General features: G+C 39.7%; 18 protein-coding genes. 3 read left to right on the top strand and 15 right to left on the bottom strand.

Features of this window, described 5'->3' with window-relative positions; genetic code table 11:
- Position 1 precedes the first annotated feature (1 nt).
- Positions 2 to 1,999 (bottom strand): transketolase, encoded by a 1,998-nt coding sequence (gene tkt, locus EL215_RS00805; protein WP_126469563.1) that lies wholly within the window; start codon positions 1,997 to 1,999, stop codon positions 2 to 4.
- Positions 2,000 to 2,084: 85 nt separating this feature from the next.
- Positions 2,085 to 2,759, bottom strand: coding sequence for a YtjB family periplasmic protein (locus EL215_RS00810; RefSeq protein WP_126469565.1), 675 nt, complete (start codon positions 2,757 to 2,759; stop codon positions 2,085 to 2,087).
- A 67-nt stretch (positions 2,760 to 2,826) separates the two neighbouring features.
- On the opposite strand from EL215_RS00810, the gene serB reads away from it, so the two are divergent.
- Together serB and EL215_RS00820 are read left to right on the top strand one after the other, a co-directional pair.
- A complete protein-coding gene (serB, locus tag EL215_RS00815) occupies positions 2,827 to 3,771 on the top strand; it encodes a phosphoserine phosphatase (protein WP_126469567.1) in 945 nt (314 codons plus the stop codon).
- A gap of 20 nt (positions 3,772 to 3,791) precedes the next feature.
- Positions 3,792 to 4,283: a YajQ family cyclic di-GMP-binding protein gene (locus tag EL215_RS00820; RefSeq protein WP_005695407.1), complete on the top strand. Its 492-nt coding sequence runs from the start codon at positions 3,792 to 3,794 to the stop codon at positions 4,281 to 4,283.
- Between the two features lie 111 nt (positions 4,284 to 4,394).
- On the opposite strand, the gene argH is transcribed toward EL215_RS00820, so the two are convergent.
- Positions 4,395 to 5,768, bottom strand: a complete 1,374-nt coding sequence (argH, locus tag EL215_RS00825; RefSeq protein WP_126469569.1) for an argininosuccinate lyase — start codon at positions 5,766 to 5,768, stop codon at positions 4,395 to 4,397.
- A 230-nt stretch (positions 5,769 to 5,998) separates the two neighbouring features.
- On the opposite strand from argH, the gene rho reads away from it, so the two are divergent.
- Positions 5,999 to 7,261 carry a transcription termination factor Rho gene (gene rho, locus EL215_RS00830; protein ID WP_126471967.1) on the top strand — a complete coding sequence of 421 codons (1,263 nt, stop codon included), beginning with the start codon at positions 5,999 to 6,001 and terminating at the stop codon, positions 7,259 to 7,261.
- Between the two features lie 61 nt (positions 7,262 to 7,322).
- Here the strand turns inward: rho and rplS are convergent, their stop codons facing one another.
- The 12 genes from rplS to nqrM form a co-directional block, all read right to left on the bottom strand.
- Positions 7,323 to 7,673 carry a 50S ribosomal protein L19 gene (gene rplS, locus EL215_RS00835; protein ID WP_049358025.1) on the bottom strand — a complete coding sequence of 117 codons (351 nt, stop codon included), beginning with the start codon at positions 7,671 to 7,673 and terminating at the stop codon, positions 7,323 to 7,325.
- A gap of 36 nt (positions 7,674 to 7,709) precedes the next feature.
- On the bottom strand, positions 7,710 to 8,450 hold the full coding sequence (gene trmD / locus EL215_RS00840) for a tRNA (guanosine(37)-N1)-methyltransferase TrmD (RefSeq protein ID WP_126469572.1): 741 nt from the start codon (positions 8,448 to 8,450) through the stop codon (positions 7,710 to 7,712).
- A gap of 37 nt (positions 8,451 to 8,487) precedes the next feature.
- On the bottom strand, positions 8,488 to 9,015 hold the full coding sequence (rimM, locus tag EL215_RS00845; RefSeq protein ID WP_126469574.1) for a ribosome maturation factor RimM: 528 nt from the start codon (positions 9,013 to 9,015) through the stop codon (positions 8,488 to 8,490).
- Between the two features lie 43 nt (positions 9,016 to 9,058).
- The gene (gene rpsP / locus EL215_RS00850; protein ID WP_049374354.1) at positions 9,059 to 9,304 is read right to left on the bottom strand and encodes a 30S ribosomal protein S16; all 246 of its coding nucleotides are present in this window, start codon (positions 9,302 to 9,304) and stop codon (positions 9,059 to 9,061) included.
- 227 nt (positions 9,305 to 9,531) lie between these two features.
- Positions 9,532 to 10,881, bottom strand: coding sequence for an NADP-specific glutamate dehydrogenase (gene gdhA / locus EL215_RS00855; RefSeq protein ID WP_126469576.1), 1,350 nt, complete (start codon positions 10,879 to 10,881; stop codon positions 9,532 to 9,534).
- Between the two features lie 233 nt (positions 10,882 to 11,114).
- Positions 11,115 to 12,137, bottom strand: a complete 1,023-nt coding sequence (gene hemB, locus EL215_RS00860; protein ID WP_126469578.1) for a porphobilinogen synthase — start codon at positions 12,135 to 12,137, stop codon at positions 11,115 to 11,117.
- 56 nt (positions 12,138 to 12,193) lie between these two features.
- Positions 12,194 to 12,988, bottom strand: coding sequence for a twin-arginine translocase subunit TatC (gene tatC, locus EL215_RS00865; protein WP_049358029.1), 795 nt, complete (start codon positions 12,986 to 12,988; stop codon positions 12,194 to 12,196).
- Between the two features lie 9 nt (positions 12,989 to 12,997).
- Positions 12,998 to 13,603: a Sec-independent protein translocase protein TatB gene (gene tatB, locus EL215_RS00870; RefSeq protein WP_126469580.1), complete on the bottom strand. Its 606-nt coding sequence runs from the start codon at positions 13,601 to 13,603 to the stop codon at positions 12,998 to 13,000.
- A 2-nt stretch (positions 13,604 to 13,605) separates the two neighbouring features.
- Positions 13,606 to 13,845 (bottom strand): twin-arginine translocase TatA/TatE family subunit, encoded by a 240-nt coding sequence (gene tatA, locus EL215_RS00875; protein WP_126469582.1) that lies wholly within the window; start codon positions 13,843 to 13,845, stop codon positions 13,606 to 13,608.
- A 127-nt stretch (positions 13,846 to 13,972) separates the two neighbouring features.
- Complete coding sequence (locus EL215_RS00880) at positions 13,973 to 16,000, bottom strand: BCCT family transporter (RefSeq protein ID WP_164757044.1); 2,028 nt, start codon at positions 15,998 to 16,000, stop codon at positions 13,973 to 13,975.
- Positions 16,001 to 16,275: 275 nt separating this feature from the next.
- A complete protein-coding gene (gene mnmA / locus EL215_RS00885; RefSeq protein ID WP_126469584.1) occupies positions 16,276 to 17,424 on the bottom strand; it encodes a tRNA 2-thiouridine(34) synthase MnmA in 1,149 nt (382 codons plus the stop codon).
- Positions 17,425 to 17,544: 120 nt separating this feature from the next.
- Positions 17,545 to 17,805: a (Na+)-NQR maturation NqrM gene (gene nqrM / locus EL215_RS00890; RefSeq protein ID WP_126469586.1), complete on the bottom strand. Its 261-nt coding sequence runs from the start codon at positions 17,803 to 17,805 to the stop codon at positions 17,545 to 17,547.

The following is a 17,805-nucleotide window of genomic DNA, read 5'->3' on the forward strand; positions in this document are numbered from 1 at the left end:
ATTATAAAATCTCTTTTGCTTTTGCTACCACGTTATCCACGGTGAAACCAAAGAGTTTGAATAATTGATCTGCTGGAGCTGATTCACCGAAGCTATTCATACCTACCACGCGACCTTCAAAGCCGACGTATTTATACCAGAAGTCTGCAATACCTGCTTCGATTGCAACACGTTTGGTTACGGCTGCAGGTAACACACTTTCACGATACTCTGCATCTTGTTTATCGAAACGGTTAGTACTTGGCATAGAAACTACACGTACTTTTTTACCTTCAGCACTCAATACATCTGCTGCTTTCATCGCTAATTCTACTTCAGAACCTGTTGCAATGAAGATTAACTCAGGTGTGCCATCACAGTCTTTTAACACATAGGCACCACGTTTAACCGCATCTAATTGTGCAGAAGTGCGGTCCATTTGGGCTAAGTTTTGACGGGTAAAGATCAACGCACTTGGACCATCTTGACGTTCAACCGCTTGTTGCCATGCGATAGCTGATTCCACTTGATCACATGGACGCCATGTTTCAAGATTTGGAATTAAGCGTAATGAGGTGGTTTGCTCAACTGGTTGGTGAGTTGGACCATCTTCACCTAAGCCGATAGAGTCATGAGTATAAACGAATAAAGCGCGTTGCTTCATTAATGCTGCCATACGCACCGCATTGTGTGCATATTCGTAGAACATTAAGAAGGTTGCACCGTAAGGAATGAAACCACCATGTAAAGCAATACCATTCATGATCGCTGACATACCGAACTCACGCACACCATAGTTAAGGTAGTTACCGCCTACGTTTTCATGAGCACGAATTGGTTTAGAGCCGCTCCATAACGTTAAGTTAGAGCTTGCTAAGTCTGCAGAACCACCTAAGAATTCAGGTAACACATGAGCATATGCTTCGATTGCATTTTGTGATGCTTTACGGCTTGCAATACTCGCTGGATTTGCTTGTAATTTTTCAATGAACGCTTTGGATTCAGCTGCCCAGTTTGCTGGTAATTCACCGTTTACACGACGTGTAAATTCTGCGGCAAGTTCTGGATATGCTTTTGCATAAGCAGCAAATTTTTCTTCCCAAGATTTTTCTGCTATCGCGCCTTTTTCTTTCGCAGACCATTCTGCATAGTATTCAGCCGGAATTTCAAATGGAGCATATTCCCAGCCTAGCGCTTTACGCGTTAATGCGATTTCTTCATCACCTAATGGTGCGCCGTGGGAATCATGAGAACCTGATTTATTTGGTGAACCAAATCCGATGATGGTTTTACAAATAATTAACGTTGGTTTTTCTTTCTCTGCTTGAGCAAGAATGGTTGCAGCACGAATTTGTTCTGCATCGTGACCATCTACATTACGAATTACTTGCCAGCCATAAGCTTCAAAACGAGCTGCAGTATCATCGCTGAACCAACCATCAACATGACCATCAATCGAAATGTTATTGTCATCGTAGAATGCGATTAATTTACCAAGGCCTAATGTTCCCGCTAAAGAGCAAGCTTCATGAGAAATCCCCTCCATTAAACAACCATCACCTAAGAACACATAAGTGTGGTGGTCTACGATTTCATGGCCTTCACGGTTAAATTGCCCCGCTAAGGTTTTCTCAGCAATCGCCATACCCACCGCATTAGTGATACCTTGTCCTAACGGACCAGTTGTGGTTTCAACACCTGGTGCATAGCCATATTCTGGGTGGCCGGGGGTTTTAGAATGTAATTGACGGAATTGTTTTAAATCTTCGATAGAAAGATCGTAGCCTGTTAAATGTAATAAGCTATAAATCAACATTGAACCGTGTCCGTTAGAAAGCACAAAACGGTCGCGATCAGCCCATTTAGGATTGTTTGGGTTGTGTTTTAAGAAATCGCGCCATAATACTTCAGCAATATCCGCCATTCCCATCGGTGCACCTGGGTGGCCTGATTTTGCTTTTTGTACTGCATCCATTGATAGCGCACGAATTGCGTTGGCGAGTTGTCTACGAGTTGCCATGTTTTTCTCCTATCTAAATAATTCTCAGTATTCTACCCTATTTACTGATTGGCTTAACCAATATTTGCAATTTTATTTAACTTGATCAAATTCTTCGACGACGTTGATGAAAACGCAAACTACTCGATTTACTTTTTTTAACCACATTTGTTGTCTCTATCGGCTTACGGTATGCTCGACGATAATGACTTAAAAAATAATGAATAGAGCTTGCAAATAACGCGCCCAACAAAAAGATAATGATCAATTCACCATATAAACGATGAAATACTTGATTAATTTTACCCTGTGTCGTTTGCATATATTGGGCATCAAAGGTTACACGTAAAAAACCACGAATACCGTTATTTGAGCTGGAATAAATAGGCTCTACGATCTGTTGCGTCGAAAACTCGCTTTCATTTTTATGTTCTAAGCCAAGTTGTTCACGCAAATTACCTGTATTGCTGCTCTGAGCTAGCACTTTACCGTTATAGTCATAGATCGTTGCATCCAACACAAAATTTTCTTTCGCTAAGTTATCTAAATTTTCAGTGAACTGCTCTGATTTCGCATTATTAGTCAACAATACTGAAAACAAATTTGCTTGCTGGCGCACCAAAATATGCGATAAATTTGCAACCTGATTGACACTTGAAAGCTGTGAGCCGATCTTAAATTGCTTCACACCAAATAATATTACGGCCATTGCACTTACACAAAACACAACTATAAGCCCAAGCATCAGTGATTTTTGAAGTTTTTCTCTAATTAATTGCACGTTATCTTTCCATTTTTTTACCAAGATAGCTAAAATAAACAAGTTTTCACAATTTACAGGATTTTCTATGCAAATTCAAAACCTTGCAAGTATTACCCAAAAATATCTCAAATTTCCCACCGCACTTTCGTCTGATTTACCTCATTCCGATGAAACACATGCATTTATTTTATACGGAACAACGCTGAATTTAACGAAATTACTTGAATTCCAACAAAAGTGTGGTCAATCTTTTCAGTGTTTTGATGCATGGAACGTTGAAAAAAATACCGTTGTCCTTTTAAAAGGCGAATGGCTAGGCGATTTTATAGTCTATGCCCACGACCTACAATTAGACATCGCCAAACTGGATTTTGATGCAAAATTATCAGAAAAAGGTTTATTGGTAATGGATATGGACTCGACTGCCATTCAAATTGAATGTATCGATGAAATTGCCAAACTGGCTGGCACGGGTGAATTAGTTTCTGCCATTACTGAAAGCGCCATGCGTGGCGAGCTTGATTTTGAACAAAGTTTGCGTCGTCGAGTGGGTACACTTAAAGGTGCACCAGAAAGTATTTTGCGGCAAGTACGTGAAAAATTGCCTTTAATGCCAGGCTTAATTGAAACCATTAAGACATTACAACAACATGGTTGGAAAACCGCCATCGCTTCTGGTGGTTTTACCTATTTCGCCGATTATTTAAAAAATTTATTAAACCTCGACTTTGCGGCTTCTAATCAATTTGAAATTATTGATGGCACGCTGACTGGCAATGTAAAAGGTAGCGTAGTCGATGCACAATACAAAGCGAATACCTTGCAAAAACTCGCTGAAGAATACAATATTCCACGCAAAGACACCCTTGCTATTGGTGATGGCGCCAATGATTTGGCTATGATGAATGTTGCAGGATTAGGTGTGGCATTTCATGCGAAGCCGAAGGTGCAACAACAAGCGCAAATTGTGGTAAACTTTGCTGACTTAACCGCACTTTTATGTCTTTTAAGTGCAAATGATCGAATTTAATTGATTTTGGGAGAAAATTTATGCCATCTTTTGACATCGTATCTGAAATTACTATGCACGAAGTGCGTAATGCGGTTGAAAATGCAAACCGCGTATTAAGTACACGTTATGATTTCCGTGGCGTGGAAGCCGTCATTGAATTAAATGAAAAAAGCGAAACCGTGAAAGTGACCACCGAATCTGATTTCCAATTAGAACAATTAATTGAAATCTTGATTGGTGCGTTTGTAAAACGTGGCATTGAGCATAGCTCGTTGGATATTCCAACAGAAAGTGAACATCACGGCAAACTTTACACCAAAGAAATCAAATTAAAACAAGGGATTGAAACGGAGATGGCGAAGAAAATCACTAAACTAGTGAAAGATTCAAAAATCAAAGTGCAAACTCAAATTCAAGGTGAACAAGTGCGCGTAACAGGTAAATCTCGTGATGATTTACAAGCTGTTATTCAATTGGTAAAAGGCGCTGAATTAGGCCAACCATTCCAATTTAATAACTTCAGAGATTAAGAAAACGAAAGAGCGATCAAAAACACAATATTTTTTGACCGCTCTTTGATCTGCCCCCCAAAAAATCTGAATACCTACTTTGAAGTACAGATCACTTTTTATTTACGCTAATTAAGTTAATCTCACTTTTGCTTCTGCAATCGCCTCTGCTACTCGAAGTGGTGAAACCCCACCTTTCGCACAACGTTTATCTAAACAAGATTGCAAAGAAAGAATGTCATAGACATCATCCCCGACCACATCACTGAATTGACGGAATTCTGGGATGGTTAAGTCTTCCAAGGCTTTGCCTTTTTCAATGGCATAAACTACCGTTTCACCAACAATATGATGAGAATCACGGAATGGTACACCTTTTGCCACAAGGTAATCCGCTAGCTCTGTTGCATTTGAGTAACCTTTTAAGGCAGCTTTGCGTGTACGGTCGGTATTCACTTTTAATTCGTCTAATACAAAAGTCGCCATATCTATACAATCTTGCCAGGTATCTAGCGCATCAAAGATCCCTTCTTTGTCTTCTTGCATATCTTTGTTATACGCTAATGGCAAACCTTTTAAGGTCATCAACATACCGGTTAATGCCCCCATGACACGGCCCGCTTTACCACGAATCAATTCACAAGCGTCTGGATTTTTCTTTTGCGGCATTAAAGACGAGCCTGAAGTCACACGATCTGACAACTCCACAAAATTCGCTTCACCACTATTGAAAATAATCATATCTTCTGCGAAACGAGAAAGGTGCGCCATACTTAAAGACGCCGTTGAAAGTAATTCCACAATATGATCACGATCAGAGACGCTATCCAAACTATTACGCGTCGCAAAAGCAAAACCAAGATCGGTGGCTAATTGTTCACGATCGACTGCATAGGCTGTTCCTGCAAGCGCACCACTGCCTAATGGGCAGCTATTCATGCGTTTATAAGCATCGGTAAGGCGTGAATAATCACGCTCAAACATTTCCACATAAGCCATACACCAATGGGCAAAAGTGATTGGTTGTGCACGTTGTAAATGGGTATAACCCGGCATCACCGCATCTTGCGTATTTTCAGCAGTTTGTACCAAGTGACGTTGAAGATTACGAACAGACTCTTGCAACTCAACTACACGCTGTTTACACCACATTTTAATATCAAGTGCAACTTGGTCATTACGGCTACGACCCGTGTGTAATTTTTTACCTAAATTACCCACCTTATCGATAAGTTTACTTTCCACCCAGCTATGAATATCTTCTGCATCATCTTGTAAAATTGCTTGTAGATTTGACCGCACTTCGATTAATAATTCATTTAAGGCAATCTCTAGCTGTTGTTGCTCTTCAACACTTAAAACACCAACATTCACTAAAGCTTTAGACCAACCAATGGAGCCTTTAATATCTTGCTCTGCCAAGCGATAATCAAAACGCAGGCTATCATTAAAATCTTTAAAACGTTTGTCTGCCGCTTGTGTAAAACGACCACCCCAGAGAGCCATAAGTTATCCTTATCTCGATTATAAAAATGATTAATTATTCAATTATCACGCATAATTAATCAATATGCAATGATAATCTCTATATCGTCCGCTATTTTACCCTGTTTTTTCTAACAAAAACTAGACAGTACTGCATTTTAGTGGTAATTTACGTAGCATTCTTAAGGGCATTGCCCACCATTCAAACAATTCAGTATTATCAACTCTTATTAATTCCAACATTATTAATTATGCATCTTACAGAACTTAAAAACACGCCTGTTTCTGATCTTGTGAAACTTGGCGAAGAACAAATGGGTTTAGAAAATCTTGCCCGTTTACGTAAACAAGATATTGTTTTTGCTATTTTGAAACAACACGCCAAGAGCGGTGAAGACATTTTTGGCGGCGGCGTGTTAGAGATTTTACCCGATGGTTTCGGTTTCTTACGCTCCGCAGACAGTTCCTACCTTGCTGGTCCTGATGACATCTACGTTTCCCCAAGTCAAATTCGTCGTTTCAATCTACAAACTGGTGATAAAATCGAAGGCAAAATCCGTCCACCAAAAGAAGGTGAACGCTATTTTGCACTTTTAAAAGTCGACCAAGTCAACGATGATAAACCTGAAGTCTCTCGTAGCAAAATCCTTTTCGAAAACTTAACCCCACTACACGCGAATTCTCGCTTAAGAATGGAACGTGGTAATGGCTCAACCGAAGATTTAACTGCACGTATTTTGGATTTAGCATCTCCAATTGGTAAAGGGCAACGTGGTCTTATCGTGGCTCCGCCAAAAGCCGGTAAAACCATGTTATTACAAAACATTGCACAAAGTATCACGCACAATTATCCAGAATGTGAACTTATCGTGCTTTTAATTGATGAGCGTCCAGAAGAAGTAACCGAAATGCAACGTTCGGTAAAAGGTGAAGTGATTGCCTCTACCTTTGATGAACCAGCAACCCGTCACGTTCAAGTGGCAGAAATGGTTATTGAGAAAGCAAAACGTTCTGTTGAGCATAAAAAAGATGTGGTGATTTTACTCGACTCTATTACTCGTTTAGCGCGTGCTTACAACACCGTGACACCAGCATCCGGTAAAATTCTTTCTGGTGGTGTGGATGCAAATGCTTTACATCGTCCAAAACGTTTCTTTGGTGCGGCGCGTAACGTAGAAGAAGGTGGTAGTTTAACCATTATTGCGACTGCACTTGTGGATACCGGTTCAAAAATGGATGAGGTTATCTTCGAAGAATTTAAAGGTACCGGTAACATGGAATTACATCTTTCTCGCAAAATTGCAGAAAAACGTGTATTCCCTGCAATTGACTTCAACCGTTCTGGTACGCGTAAAGAAGACTTACTTACCACTCCGGATGAATTGCAAAAAATGTGGATTCTGCGCAAAATCCTTAACCCAATGGGTGAAGTGGAAGCGATGGAATTCCTCATCGACAAACTTATGATGGCTAAAACCAACGATGAGTTTTTTGAAATTATGAAACGGTCTTAATTCTGACCGCACTTAAAAAATAAAAAAGGCTTGGAAAACCAAGCCTTTTTTATTTTGCGAATTATTCGCCCAAACGCTCTTTAATACGAGCAGATTTACCTGAACGTTCACGTAAGTAGTAAAGTTTAGCTTTACGTACTGCACCTTTACGTTTAACAGTGATTGAATCTACAACTGGTGAGTGAGTTTGGAATACACGCTCAACACCTACACCGTTAGATACTTTACGTAAAGTAAATGCTGAGTGCAAGCCACGGTTACGAATTGCAATAACCACGCCTTCGAATGCTTGCAAACGACGTTTGCTACCTTCAACTACCCATACTTTAACTTCTAAAGTATCACCTGGGCGGAAGCTAGGTACGTTTTGTTTTAATTGTTCTTGTTCAAGTTGTTTGATAATGTTAGACATTGTTTGATCCTTTATTGATCCTAGATGTAACTGAAACTAACTGTTATGCTCGGCTTGCGCCTCTTTTAACAGTTTACGTTGTTCGTCAGTCAGAGCTAGGCCTTCTAAGAGCTCAGGGCGTCGGAGCCACGTTCTTTGTAGCGATTGTTTTAATCGCCATTTCCGAATTTCTTCGTGATGTCCCGACATCAGCACGGATGGCACAGTTAATCCTTCTAACACTTCCGGTCTGGTGTAATGCGGGCAATCTAATAAACCGTCTGCAAAAGAATCTTCTTCTGCGGAGGCTTGTTTGCCTAATACACCGGGAATAAAACGCGCAACAGCATCAATTAATGTCATTGCCGGCAATTCCCCACCGGTCAGAACGTAATCACCAATTGACCATTCTTCATCAATTTCAGTTTGAATCAACCGTTCATCAATACCTTCGTAACGCCCACATACCAAAATCAATTTCTGATTTTGAGCAAGCTCGGTTACGCCACCTTGATCGAGTTTACGTCCTTGTGGCGAAAGGTAAATCACCTTTGCGCCTTCTCCTGCCGCTGCTTTCGCAGCATGAATCGCATCCCGTAAAGGTTGCACCATCATCAGCATTCCCGGGCCACCACCATAAGGACGGTCATCCACAGTTTTATGCTTGTCGAATGTAAAATCTCTTGGATTCCAACATTCCACTTGCAGAAGATTATGTTTTACAGCTCTACCTGTAACCCCAAATTCCGTAATCGCTTTAAACATTTCGGGAAATAATGAAATCACCCCTATCCACATAAAAAGCCTACTACATTACGTTTGTGCATACTTGAGATTAGAAACCAGCGTCCCAATCCACTTCAATTGTTTTCGTGGTGAGATCGACTCTTTTAACTACTTGTTCATACAAGAACGGAATTAACCGCTCTTGTTTTCCAAAAGCATCTTTGGTATTGGCTTTCACCACTAACACATCATTAGAACCGGTTTCCATCATCTCTGTTACCGTTCCCATTGTATAACCTTCTAAGTTTACGACTGAACAACCAATTAAATCGTGCCAGTAATAATCCCCTTCTTCCAGTTCTGGGAATATAGATAAATCCACACCAATTTCAACATTTGCTAAAATTTGTGCGGCTTCACGGTCATCAACGCCTTTTAATTTAACGATGATTTCGTGATTATGATGACGCCAATTTTCTAATTCTGCAGGCTGCCATTCACCTTTGATTTTTAAAAACCAAGGTTGATAATCAAAAATACTTTCAGCTTGTTCTGTTGATGAATAAATACGTAACCACCCACGAATACCGTAGGTTGAGCCTAATTTGCCCACAACTTCAATACGTTGTTGTTCCATATTTTCACCTATCTTAGTTTAAGAACTAAATCAAAAAGCGAGATTATGCTTTTTGAGCTTCTTTTACCAAAGTTGCAACACGGTCTGAAAGTGAAGCACCTTGAGCAACCCAGTGGTTTACACGCTCAAGATCAACACGAAGACGCTCTGCGTTACCTTGTGCGATTGGGTTGAAGAAACCTACACGCTCAATGAAACGACCGTCACGTGGTGAACGACTGTCAGTTACTACGATTTGATAAAATGGGCGTTTTTTAGCTCCGCCACGAGATAAACGAATGGTTACCATAACCTTCCTCTAAATGTTTAATGACTAAAAGAATATTCTCAAATTCGAAAGTGATTTAAGAATATAGCTTACTTTTTTCTCTGTATATATAGACAAAAAGCCTGAAGATTTTACACTTTTTGAGCAAAAAAGCAAGCCACAAGCCCATTTCAAACTTGAGAAATTCACCATAAAAAATGACCGCACTTCATCACAAAGTGCGGCCAAATTTTCATTCATTTATTGGATTAATAAACCCCTTGCGCCAACATTGCATCAGCCACTTTCACAAAGCCTGCGACATTTGCCCCGACAACATAGTTGATGTTTGCTTGACCAGCGACAGTGCCATATTTTTTACAGTTTGCATGAATATCTAACATGATACGATGAAGCTGTTTATCCACCTCCTCAGCAGTCCAATACAAACGTTGTGAGCTTTGTGCCATTTCTAAACCTGACGTTGCAACGCCACCCGCATTTGCCGCTTTACCCGGGCCAAATAACACGCCCGCCTCTAAAAATGCCTCTGTTGCTTCAATAGTGGTTGGCATGTTTGCACCTTCAGCCACTAATTTCACGCCATTCGCAATTAAGGTTTTAGCGTCTGCAATCTCTAATTCGTTTTGAGTTGCGCAAGGAAGCGCAATATCTGCTTTTACTTCCCACGGGCGTTTACCCGCGACATATTGCAAACCAAACTGTTCCGCAAATTCTTTCACTCGACCACGTTTTACATTTTTGAGCTCTAATAACGCCGCTAATTTTTCATGGTCAAAACCTTCTGGTAAATACACATAACCCGCCGAGTCAGAACAAGTCACTACTTTTGCTCCGAGTTCCATCGCTTTTTCAATGGCATATTGAGCCACGTTACCCGAACCAGAAACTGAAACAGTTTTACCTTGGAAGCAATCTCCTTTTTCTGCGAGCATTGCTTGTGCAAAATACACTAAACCATAACCCGTCGCTTCAGGACGAATTAAACTTCCACCGAATGAAAGACCACGCCCCGTAAACACACAAGCAGCTTGGTTTGATAATTTTTTCATATAGCCTGCAAGATAGCCTACCTCTCGACCACCTACACCGATATCACCTGCCGGCACATCGGTATCCGACCCAACATGACGATAAAGTTCCGCCATTAACGCTTGGCAAAAACGCATCACTTCAGCATCTGATTTACCTTTAGGATCAAAATCTGAACCCCCTTTCGCACCGCCCATTGGTAATGTGGTTAAGGCATTTTTAAAGATCTGTTCAAAACCTAAGAATTTTAAAATTGATAAGTTAACGGATGGATGAAAACGAATTCCACCTTTGTATGGACCAATTGCACTGTTGAATTGCACACGGAAAGCACGGTTTACTTGAACTTGGCCTTTATCATCAGTCCATGCCACACGGAATTGGATTGCTCGCTCAGGTTCTACTAAACGCTCTAATAAAGCTTCTGAACGGTATTTAGGGTTTGCCTCCAAGAAAGGCCAGATTGACGTAAAGACTTCACGAACGGCTTGTAAAAATTCAGGTTGCTGGCCGTCACGTTGAGCCACTTTTTCAAGAAATACGTCTAATGATGCTACTGCTGACATAGAATTTTCCTTCTAGTAGTGAGTGAGTATGATGTGTATAGCGTTATTTTATTTATCACCGTCTTGTTGCGGCATGTCATTAATATAACAATAGAAAAATCAACTAGGCAATAGCTTTTTTATAGGAAAAATGAAGAAAAAATAAAAAACGAGAAAACATTTAATATTTTCTCGTTTCTATTAGATAAGATCTAAAATTAGCATCCAAGCTAACACTTCAACTTAAAAAATCTCTATTTATTTTTACCTTCTAAGTAAAGCCACTCTGCAACCTGCTTCGCAAAGTACGTCAAGATACCATCTGCACCCGCACGTTTAAAACAAAGCAATGATTCCATAATGCATTCTTTTTCTTTCAACCAACCATTTTGAATGGCGGCCATATGCATCGCATATTCGCCAGAAACTTGGTAAGCAAAAGTTGGCACGCCGAAATACTCTTTCACGCGATAGACCATATCCAAATATGGCATACCTGGTTTCACCATCACCATATCAGCACCTTCTTGTAAATCAAGAGCCACTTCTTGCAGACCTTCATTACCGTTGGCAGGATCGAGTTGATAGGTTTTCTTATCGCCACCTTTCAAATTACCCGCAGAACCGACTGCATCACGAAATGGGCCATAGTAATTAGACGCATATTTCGCTGAATACGCCATAATTTGTGTATTAATATAACCACTCTCTTCCAATGCCTGACGAATACGACTAATACGTCCATCCATCATATCACTCGGCGCCACAATATCAGCACCTGCTTCAGCGTGTGAAACAGCCTGTTTAATCAGGATATCTGTTGTGATATCGTTCAATACATAGCCTTCTTCATCAATGATCCCATCTTGTCCGTGTAATGTATAAGGATCGAGTGCGACATCTGTTAACACACCTAATTCTAGATAAGCGCCTTTTAATGCTCTCACTGCTCGCTGTACCAAACCATTCGGGTTAAATGCCTCATCAGCCATTAAAGATTTTTTATCTTGCTCAACCACAGGGAATAATGCGATCACTGGTACACCATATTTCACTAAAAGGCCAGCTTCAATTAATAACTGATCAATGGTTAAACGCTCAACTCTAGGCATCGAAGGCACTGGTTCACGATGATTTTCGCCTTCAATAATAAATACTGGATAAATTAAATCATTAGCTGTTAAGGTATTTTCTGCCACTAAACGACGGCTAAAATCATGTTTACGTAAACGACGAAGACGACGGGTTGGGAAACCGCCTAAAATTTGTTGAGTCATAATAATATTCCTGTTTTTTATGATGTTAAAAGGGCGTATCACCTACGCCCATTTTCTTAATATTTGTGATTTAAATCAGCCTGATTTTCTACCGCACTTTCTTCATCCGTTGTCTCTTCTTCATCATCTTTCGGTTGATAGAAACGAGCAACTAACAAGCCTAATTCAAATAAAAGGCACATCGGTACAGCGAGTAAAGTTTGAGAGAAGACGTCTGGGGGCGTTAAGATCATACCGACAAAAAACGCACCGACAACAATATAAGGACGTTTTGAAGCCAATGCTTTCGTCGTGGTTGCACCTGTCCAACAAAGTAAAATAATGGCAACCGGTACTTCAAAACACACACCAAATGCCAAGAATAACGCTAAAGCAAAATCAAGGTAACTACTGATATCTGTAGCGATAGCCACCCCTTCCGGAGCAGTTTGGGTAAAGAAACTAAACACAAAAGGGAAAACAATATAATAAGCAAATGCTACACCGCAATAGAATAAAACTGTACTAGAAAATAATAGCGGATAAATTAAACGTTTTTCATGTTGATACAGCGCCGGTGCAACAAACGCCCAAATTTGATAAAGCAAATAAGGCACCGAAATAAACACCGATACAATTGCGGTTAATTTAATTGGTGTAAAGAAAGGCGTTTGGATATTGGTGGCAATCATCGTTGCCCCCTTTGGCATGACTGCCGTTAAAGGTGCAGCAACAAAATGATAAATATCATTAGAAAAATAAACCAACGCCACAAAAACCACTAAAATACAAATTACACAACGTAATAAGCGATTTCTGAGTTCAACAAGATGGGTAATTAACGGTTGGGAATCGTCCGTCGTATTGCTCATAATTATTCTCTAGGACTTAACTTCAGATTTAGGTGCTGGTTGCAGCTCCACATCATCCGGCGAATAGTAATCAGATAAACGCTCGGTTAATTCAGCTTGTTCATGGGCTTCAAGTGCGGTCAAATCTACTTCTGTTTTTTCAGGTTCTGAAACTTCAACAAGTTCATTCTCTACATACTCTGTCGATGTTGTTTCAGCCTGTTTTTCTGTTGTTTCTTGTGAATTCACCACGAGTTTTTCAGCAGAATCAGCCGAATTTTCAGCCGCACTTTTAATTTCTTTAATTTGCTCTTCTACCGTTGTGCCCGCAGCAGCCGCTTTTTCTTCTAGCTCTGCACGCATTTTTTGAGCTTGCTCTTTTAGCTCTTCAACGGTTTTACTTAAGTCTGGAGAAAGCTGCTTGAGATTAAGCTGCTCAGCTTTCTTAATACTATCCTGCAACTCTTGCAATTTAAGTTCTTGTTTTAATTCATTTTGAACATTAGCAGCTAGCCCTCGAATTGTTTTCACCCATCCCATTACCGTACGAATAGCGACAGGTAAACGCTGAGGACCAAGTACAACTAAGCCGATAAACATCAATAAAATAAGTTCGGAAAAACCAATATCAAACACAGCTATGCCTGTTCTTTCTCTTTCACTGTTTCAGTTTTTTCAGTTTTTTCAGTTGTTGCTGTACCATTTTTAATTTGAGTAAAGTCAGCATCTTTTTTAGGTTCATCGTCAGACATCGCCTTTTTAAAGCCTTTTACTGCTGCACCGAGATCAGATCCCGCATTACGTAATTTTTTCGTCCCAAATACTAATAAAATCACAATTAATAAAATAATCATTTGTGCTGGGGATAAACCAAACATAGAAAAACTCCATTAGAACTAAATTGAAAATTTGCTCTGAATATACTCTTTTTATGAACTTGTCTCAAGAGGTAATTTTAAAAGTGCAGCCAAAAATAAAATCATTTTTGACCACACTTTAATCTTATTATTCCGCTAACTCTGTTTGTTCGTGAGCCATCAATTCTTGACCAACATTATCTAATAAACTTAGATATCGATCATAATGTTTCAACATATCGGCAATCAATTCATCTTGATTCATATATTGCACATCGTATCCCACTCGTCCATCAAAGAAATAGGTATACGGTTCATAGGTCATACTATGCTGAATATGTGGTAAGTTATCATCATTAATTAGCTGTTTAGAGACATCTCTACCAACAGATTTCACACCATACATAAAATCACGCATGGATTCTTTTTGAATAACCAATTCCACGGCTGGCTCATCCTGTTCAAATAATGTGTGAATTTGTACGCTCAACTCATATTTACTAATCAATTCTTGGCGTAACTCACGCATAGCTGGTAAAACCGTATGTTTGAGGAAACGTAATGTATCCTTTTCTTGAGTTTGATTCATCATCTGCTCCAAACGATCTTGCCAGTTATCTCCTGTCCAGAAAATACTGGTTGGGTTGACCTTAGTATCAAAATATTTTTTATCCGCATTCAAGCCTTTCCATAAACTAAAGCACATAATCAACATCAACATCGCAAAAGGTAATGCCACTAACAACGTCATTGTCTGTAGATTTCCTAAGCCACCTGATTGCATTAAAACAATGGCGACAACTGACATTAATACACCCCACATCACCGCTTGCCAACGAGGTGATGTAAGACTTTTATCGCGAGATGCAATATTATTTAGCACATAAATACCGGAGTCTGCCGAAGTAATAAAGAATAAAGAAATTACCACTAAACTCACTAAACCAGTTAAACCAGAAAGCGGTAAATAATCCAAAAACTTAAAGAGTAACGTTTCTGGTGAGGAAATCATTTGTCCCAATGCACCAGCCGCCTCACCATCATTTAGCCAAATAGCGGTGTTTCCAAATACAGTAAACCACAATATGCCAAACATACTAGGAACGACTAATACACCGAAAATAAATTCTCGAATTGTCCGTCCTCTGGAAATTCTAGCAATAAATAGGCCTACAAATGGCGCCCAAGAACACCACCATGCCCAATAGAGAATTGTCCAACCACTAAACCAATCAGTATGTTCCTGTTCATAAACGTAAGTTTTGAAGCTTAATTGTACTAAATTGCCAAAATAAGTGCCGATATTGTCGCTAAAAGCCGATAGCAAGTATAATGTCGGACCAGCCACCAACACAAAAATTAATAAGCTGAAAGCTAATGTTAAATTTAGTTCACTTAAGATTTTTACCCCTTTTCCTACGCCAGAAATAGCAGAAAATGTAGCCAGGCTTATCACGACAGCAATAATGACAATTTGCAAACTAAAACTATTTTCACCAACCCAACCTAATTGATGTAAACCGGCTCCTAGTTGAGAAGCTCCAAAGCCGAGTGTGGTGATAATTCCGAATAAGGTTGCAATCAATGCCATAATATCGATAAGATCACCCAATCGCCCGTTAATACGTTCTTTTAATAACGGATAAAAACAAGAGCGTAATGCCAGTGGCAATTTATAGCGAAACCCAAAGTAGGCTAACGCTAAGGCTATGGTTCCATACACGGCCCAAGCATGAATCCCCCAGTGAAATAGGGTATGTAATAATGCTTCTTGTTGCTTATGCTCTGCTGCACCAGATGTAATATCAGATAAATAATGCGTCAATGGCTCTGCAACACCAAAAAACATCAATCCAACACCCATGCCTGCAGCAAATAACATCGCTAACCAAGATAGAAAACCAAATTCGGGTTCCTCTTCATCATTTCCCAGTTTAATATTGCCTAGGCTACTCACCGATAAAATGACTAAAAAACACAAAAATACTGAAAATACTAATACATAAAACCAACTAAAATTGGCAAAAATACCTGATTTAACAACATTTAATAACGTTTGTGTTTGTTCAGGTAAAATTAAAATCATTGAGACTAGTAATACAACAAAAAATAACGTTACGCCAATCACTAAAGGATTGAATGACGTCTGTTTTTCCATAAATTTAGATAAAGACAAACTTTCCCCTTAGACGTTAAGTGATCTCTAATAAAATTAAACAAAACAGGGCTTAAGCCCCAAATGGTGCAATGGAACCATCACAAATGACAGCACGGAGAAGTGCGATTTTAAAGGAAACACTCAGAAGGACTTAAGGAATTGTTCCCATATACAGGTGTTATAATATCAAAATATCATCATTTTTTCAAATTGACGAAAATTGAAATACGATAAAAGAAAAAGTGCGGTCAGAAAAACCGTTAAATTTCTGACCGTACTTTGTTAAATGTTGATTAAATTCGTTCTTCGATAATGCCTCCACCCAAGTACACTTCATCTAGGTAAAATACCGCTGATTGACCTGGTGTGACCGCGGCTTGCGGTTCATCAAAAATCACTCGAATGCAATCGTCATCAATTGGCTCAACCAAACAAGCTATGTCCGTTTGGCGATAACGAGTTTTCACTGTGCAACGAAACGCCTCACGTACAGGTTCGCGATTTATCCAATGTAACTGAGCAATTAAGCCTTTGGAGAACAAACGTGGATGATCATGGCCTTGTGCCACAATCAATTCATTGTTTTCGACATCTTTATCCACTACATACCAGGCTTCATCACCAGCATTTTTTAATCCACCGATCCCTAACCCTTTACGCTGCCCGAGAGTGTGATACATCAAACCTTCATGGCGACCAATAATCTCGCCATCTACGGTACGGATGTCACCCGGTTGAGCGGGCAAATAACGTGCTAAGAAATCCTTAAACTTACGCTCACCAATAAAACAGATACCAGTAGAGTCTTTTTTCTTCGCAGTAATTAAACCTAAATCTTCAGCAATAGCACGTACGATTGGCTTTTCAATTTCACCAACAGGGAAAAGGCTTTGGCCTACCTGATTTTTACTCAACGTGTAAAGGAAATAACTTTGGTCTTTGTTGCTATCTAAACCGCGCAATAACTCTGCTTGATTATCTTCACCACGACGACGCACGTAATGGCCGGTAGCAATATAGTTAGCGCCTAAATCTTCCGCTGCATATTCCAAGAAAGCTTTAAATTTAATTTCTTTGTTACAAAGAATGTCTGGATTTGGCGTACGGCCGGCTTTATATTCTGTTAAGAAATGTTCAAACACGTTATCCCAATATTCCGCCGCAAAATTGATTTTATGTAGCTTAATGCCTAGCTTGTCGCATACTGCCTGCGCATCAGCAAGATCCGCTGCGGCTGTACAATAATCGGTATCGTCATCTTCTTCCCAGTTTTTCATAAACAGACCTTCCACTTGGTAGCCTTGTTGTTGAAGAATAAATGCGGAAACGGAGGAATCTACCCCACCAGACATACCGCAAATGACTTTTTTAGTGGCATTTTGGGCAAGTTGTTCTGCACTCAATGGTGCGAAATGTTGATTATAAGTATTTGAAGTTAACATAAGTCTCCCGTAACTTCGGTTAAGGCGAAGCACATTGGTGATAATGATTGAAACATAGCGGAATGACTTCCGCCCCATAAATTAAGGTTATTGCACAAAGTGCGGTTGATTTTACGTGAATTATTTCACCTCATAAAATTGCGAATTATCGTCTTTCTTCGCAAATTTTTGTTTGTATTCAGCTTTGGCATTTTCATCGCCAGCATCTAATTTTTCTTGCAAAGTGTCACAAGGTTTATCGCAATCACAGGCTTTGGCAATACCGAGTGAGGAAAGACCTCCACAGCTACCTTTTAAAGCTTGCTTTTTAAAGATAAAGCCAACAGACATCAATACGATAATTGCCACAAAAGCTAATAGGGTAAAAAATAACGTTTGCAT

The sequence above is a fragment of the Haemophilus parainfluenzae genome (assembly GCF_900638025.1).
Classification (GTDB): domain Bacteria; phylum Pseudomonadota; class Gammaproteobacteria; order Enterobacterales; family Pasteurellaceae; genus Haemophilus_D; species Haemophilus_D parainfluenzae_J.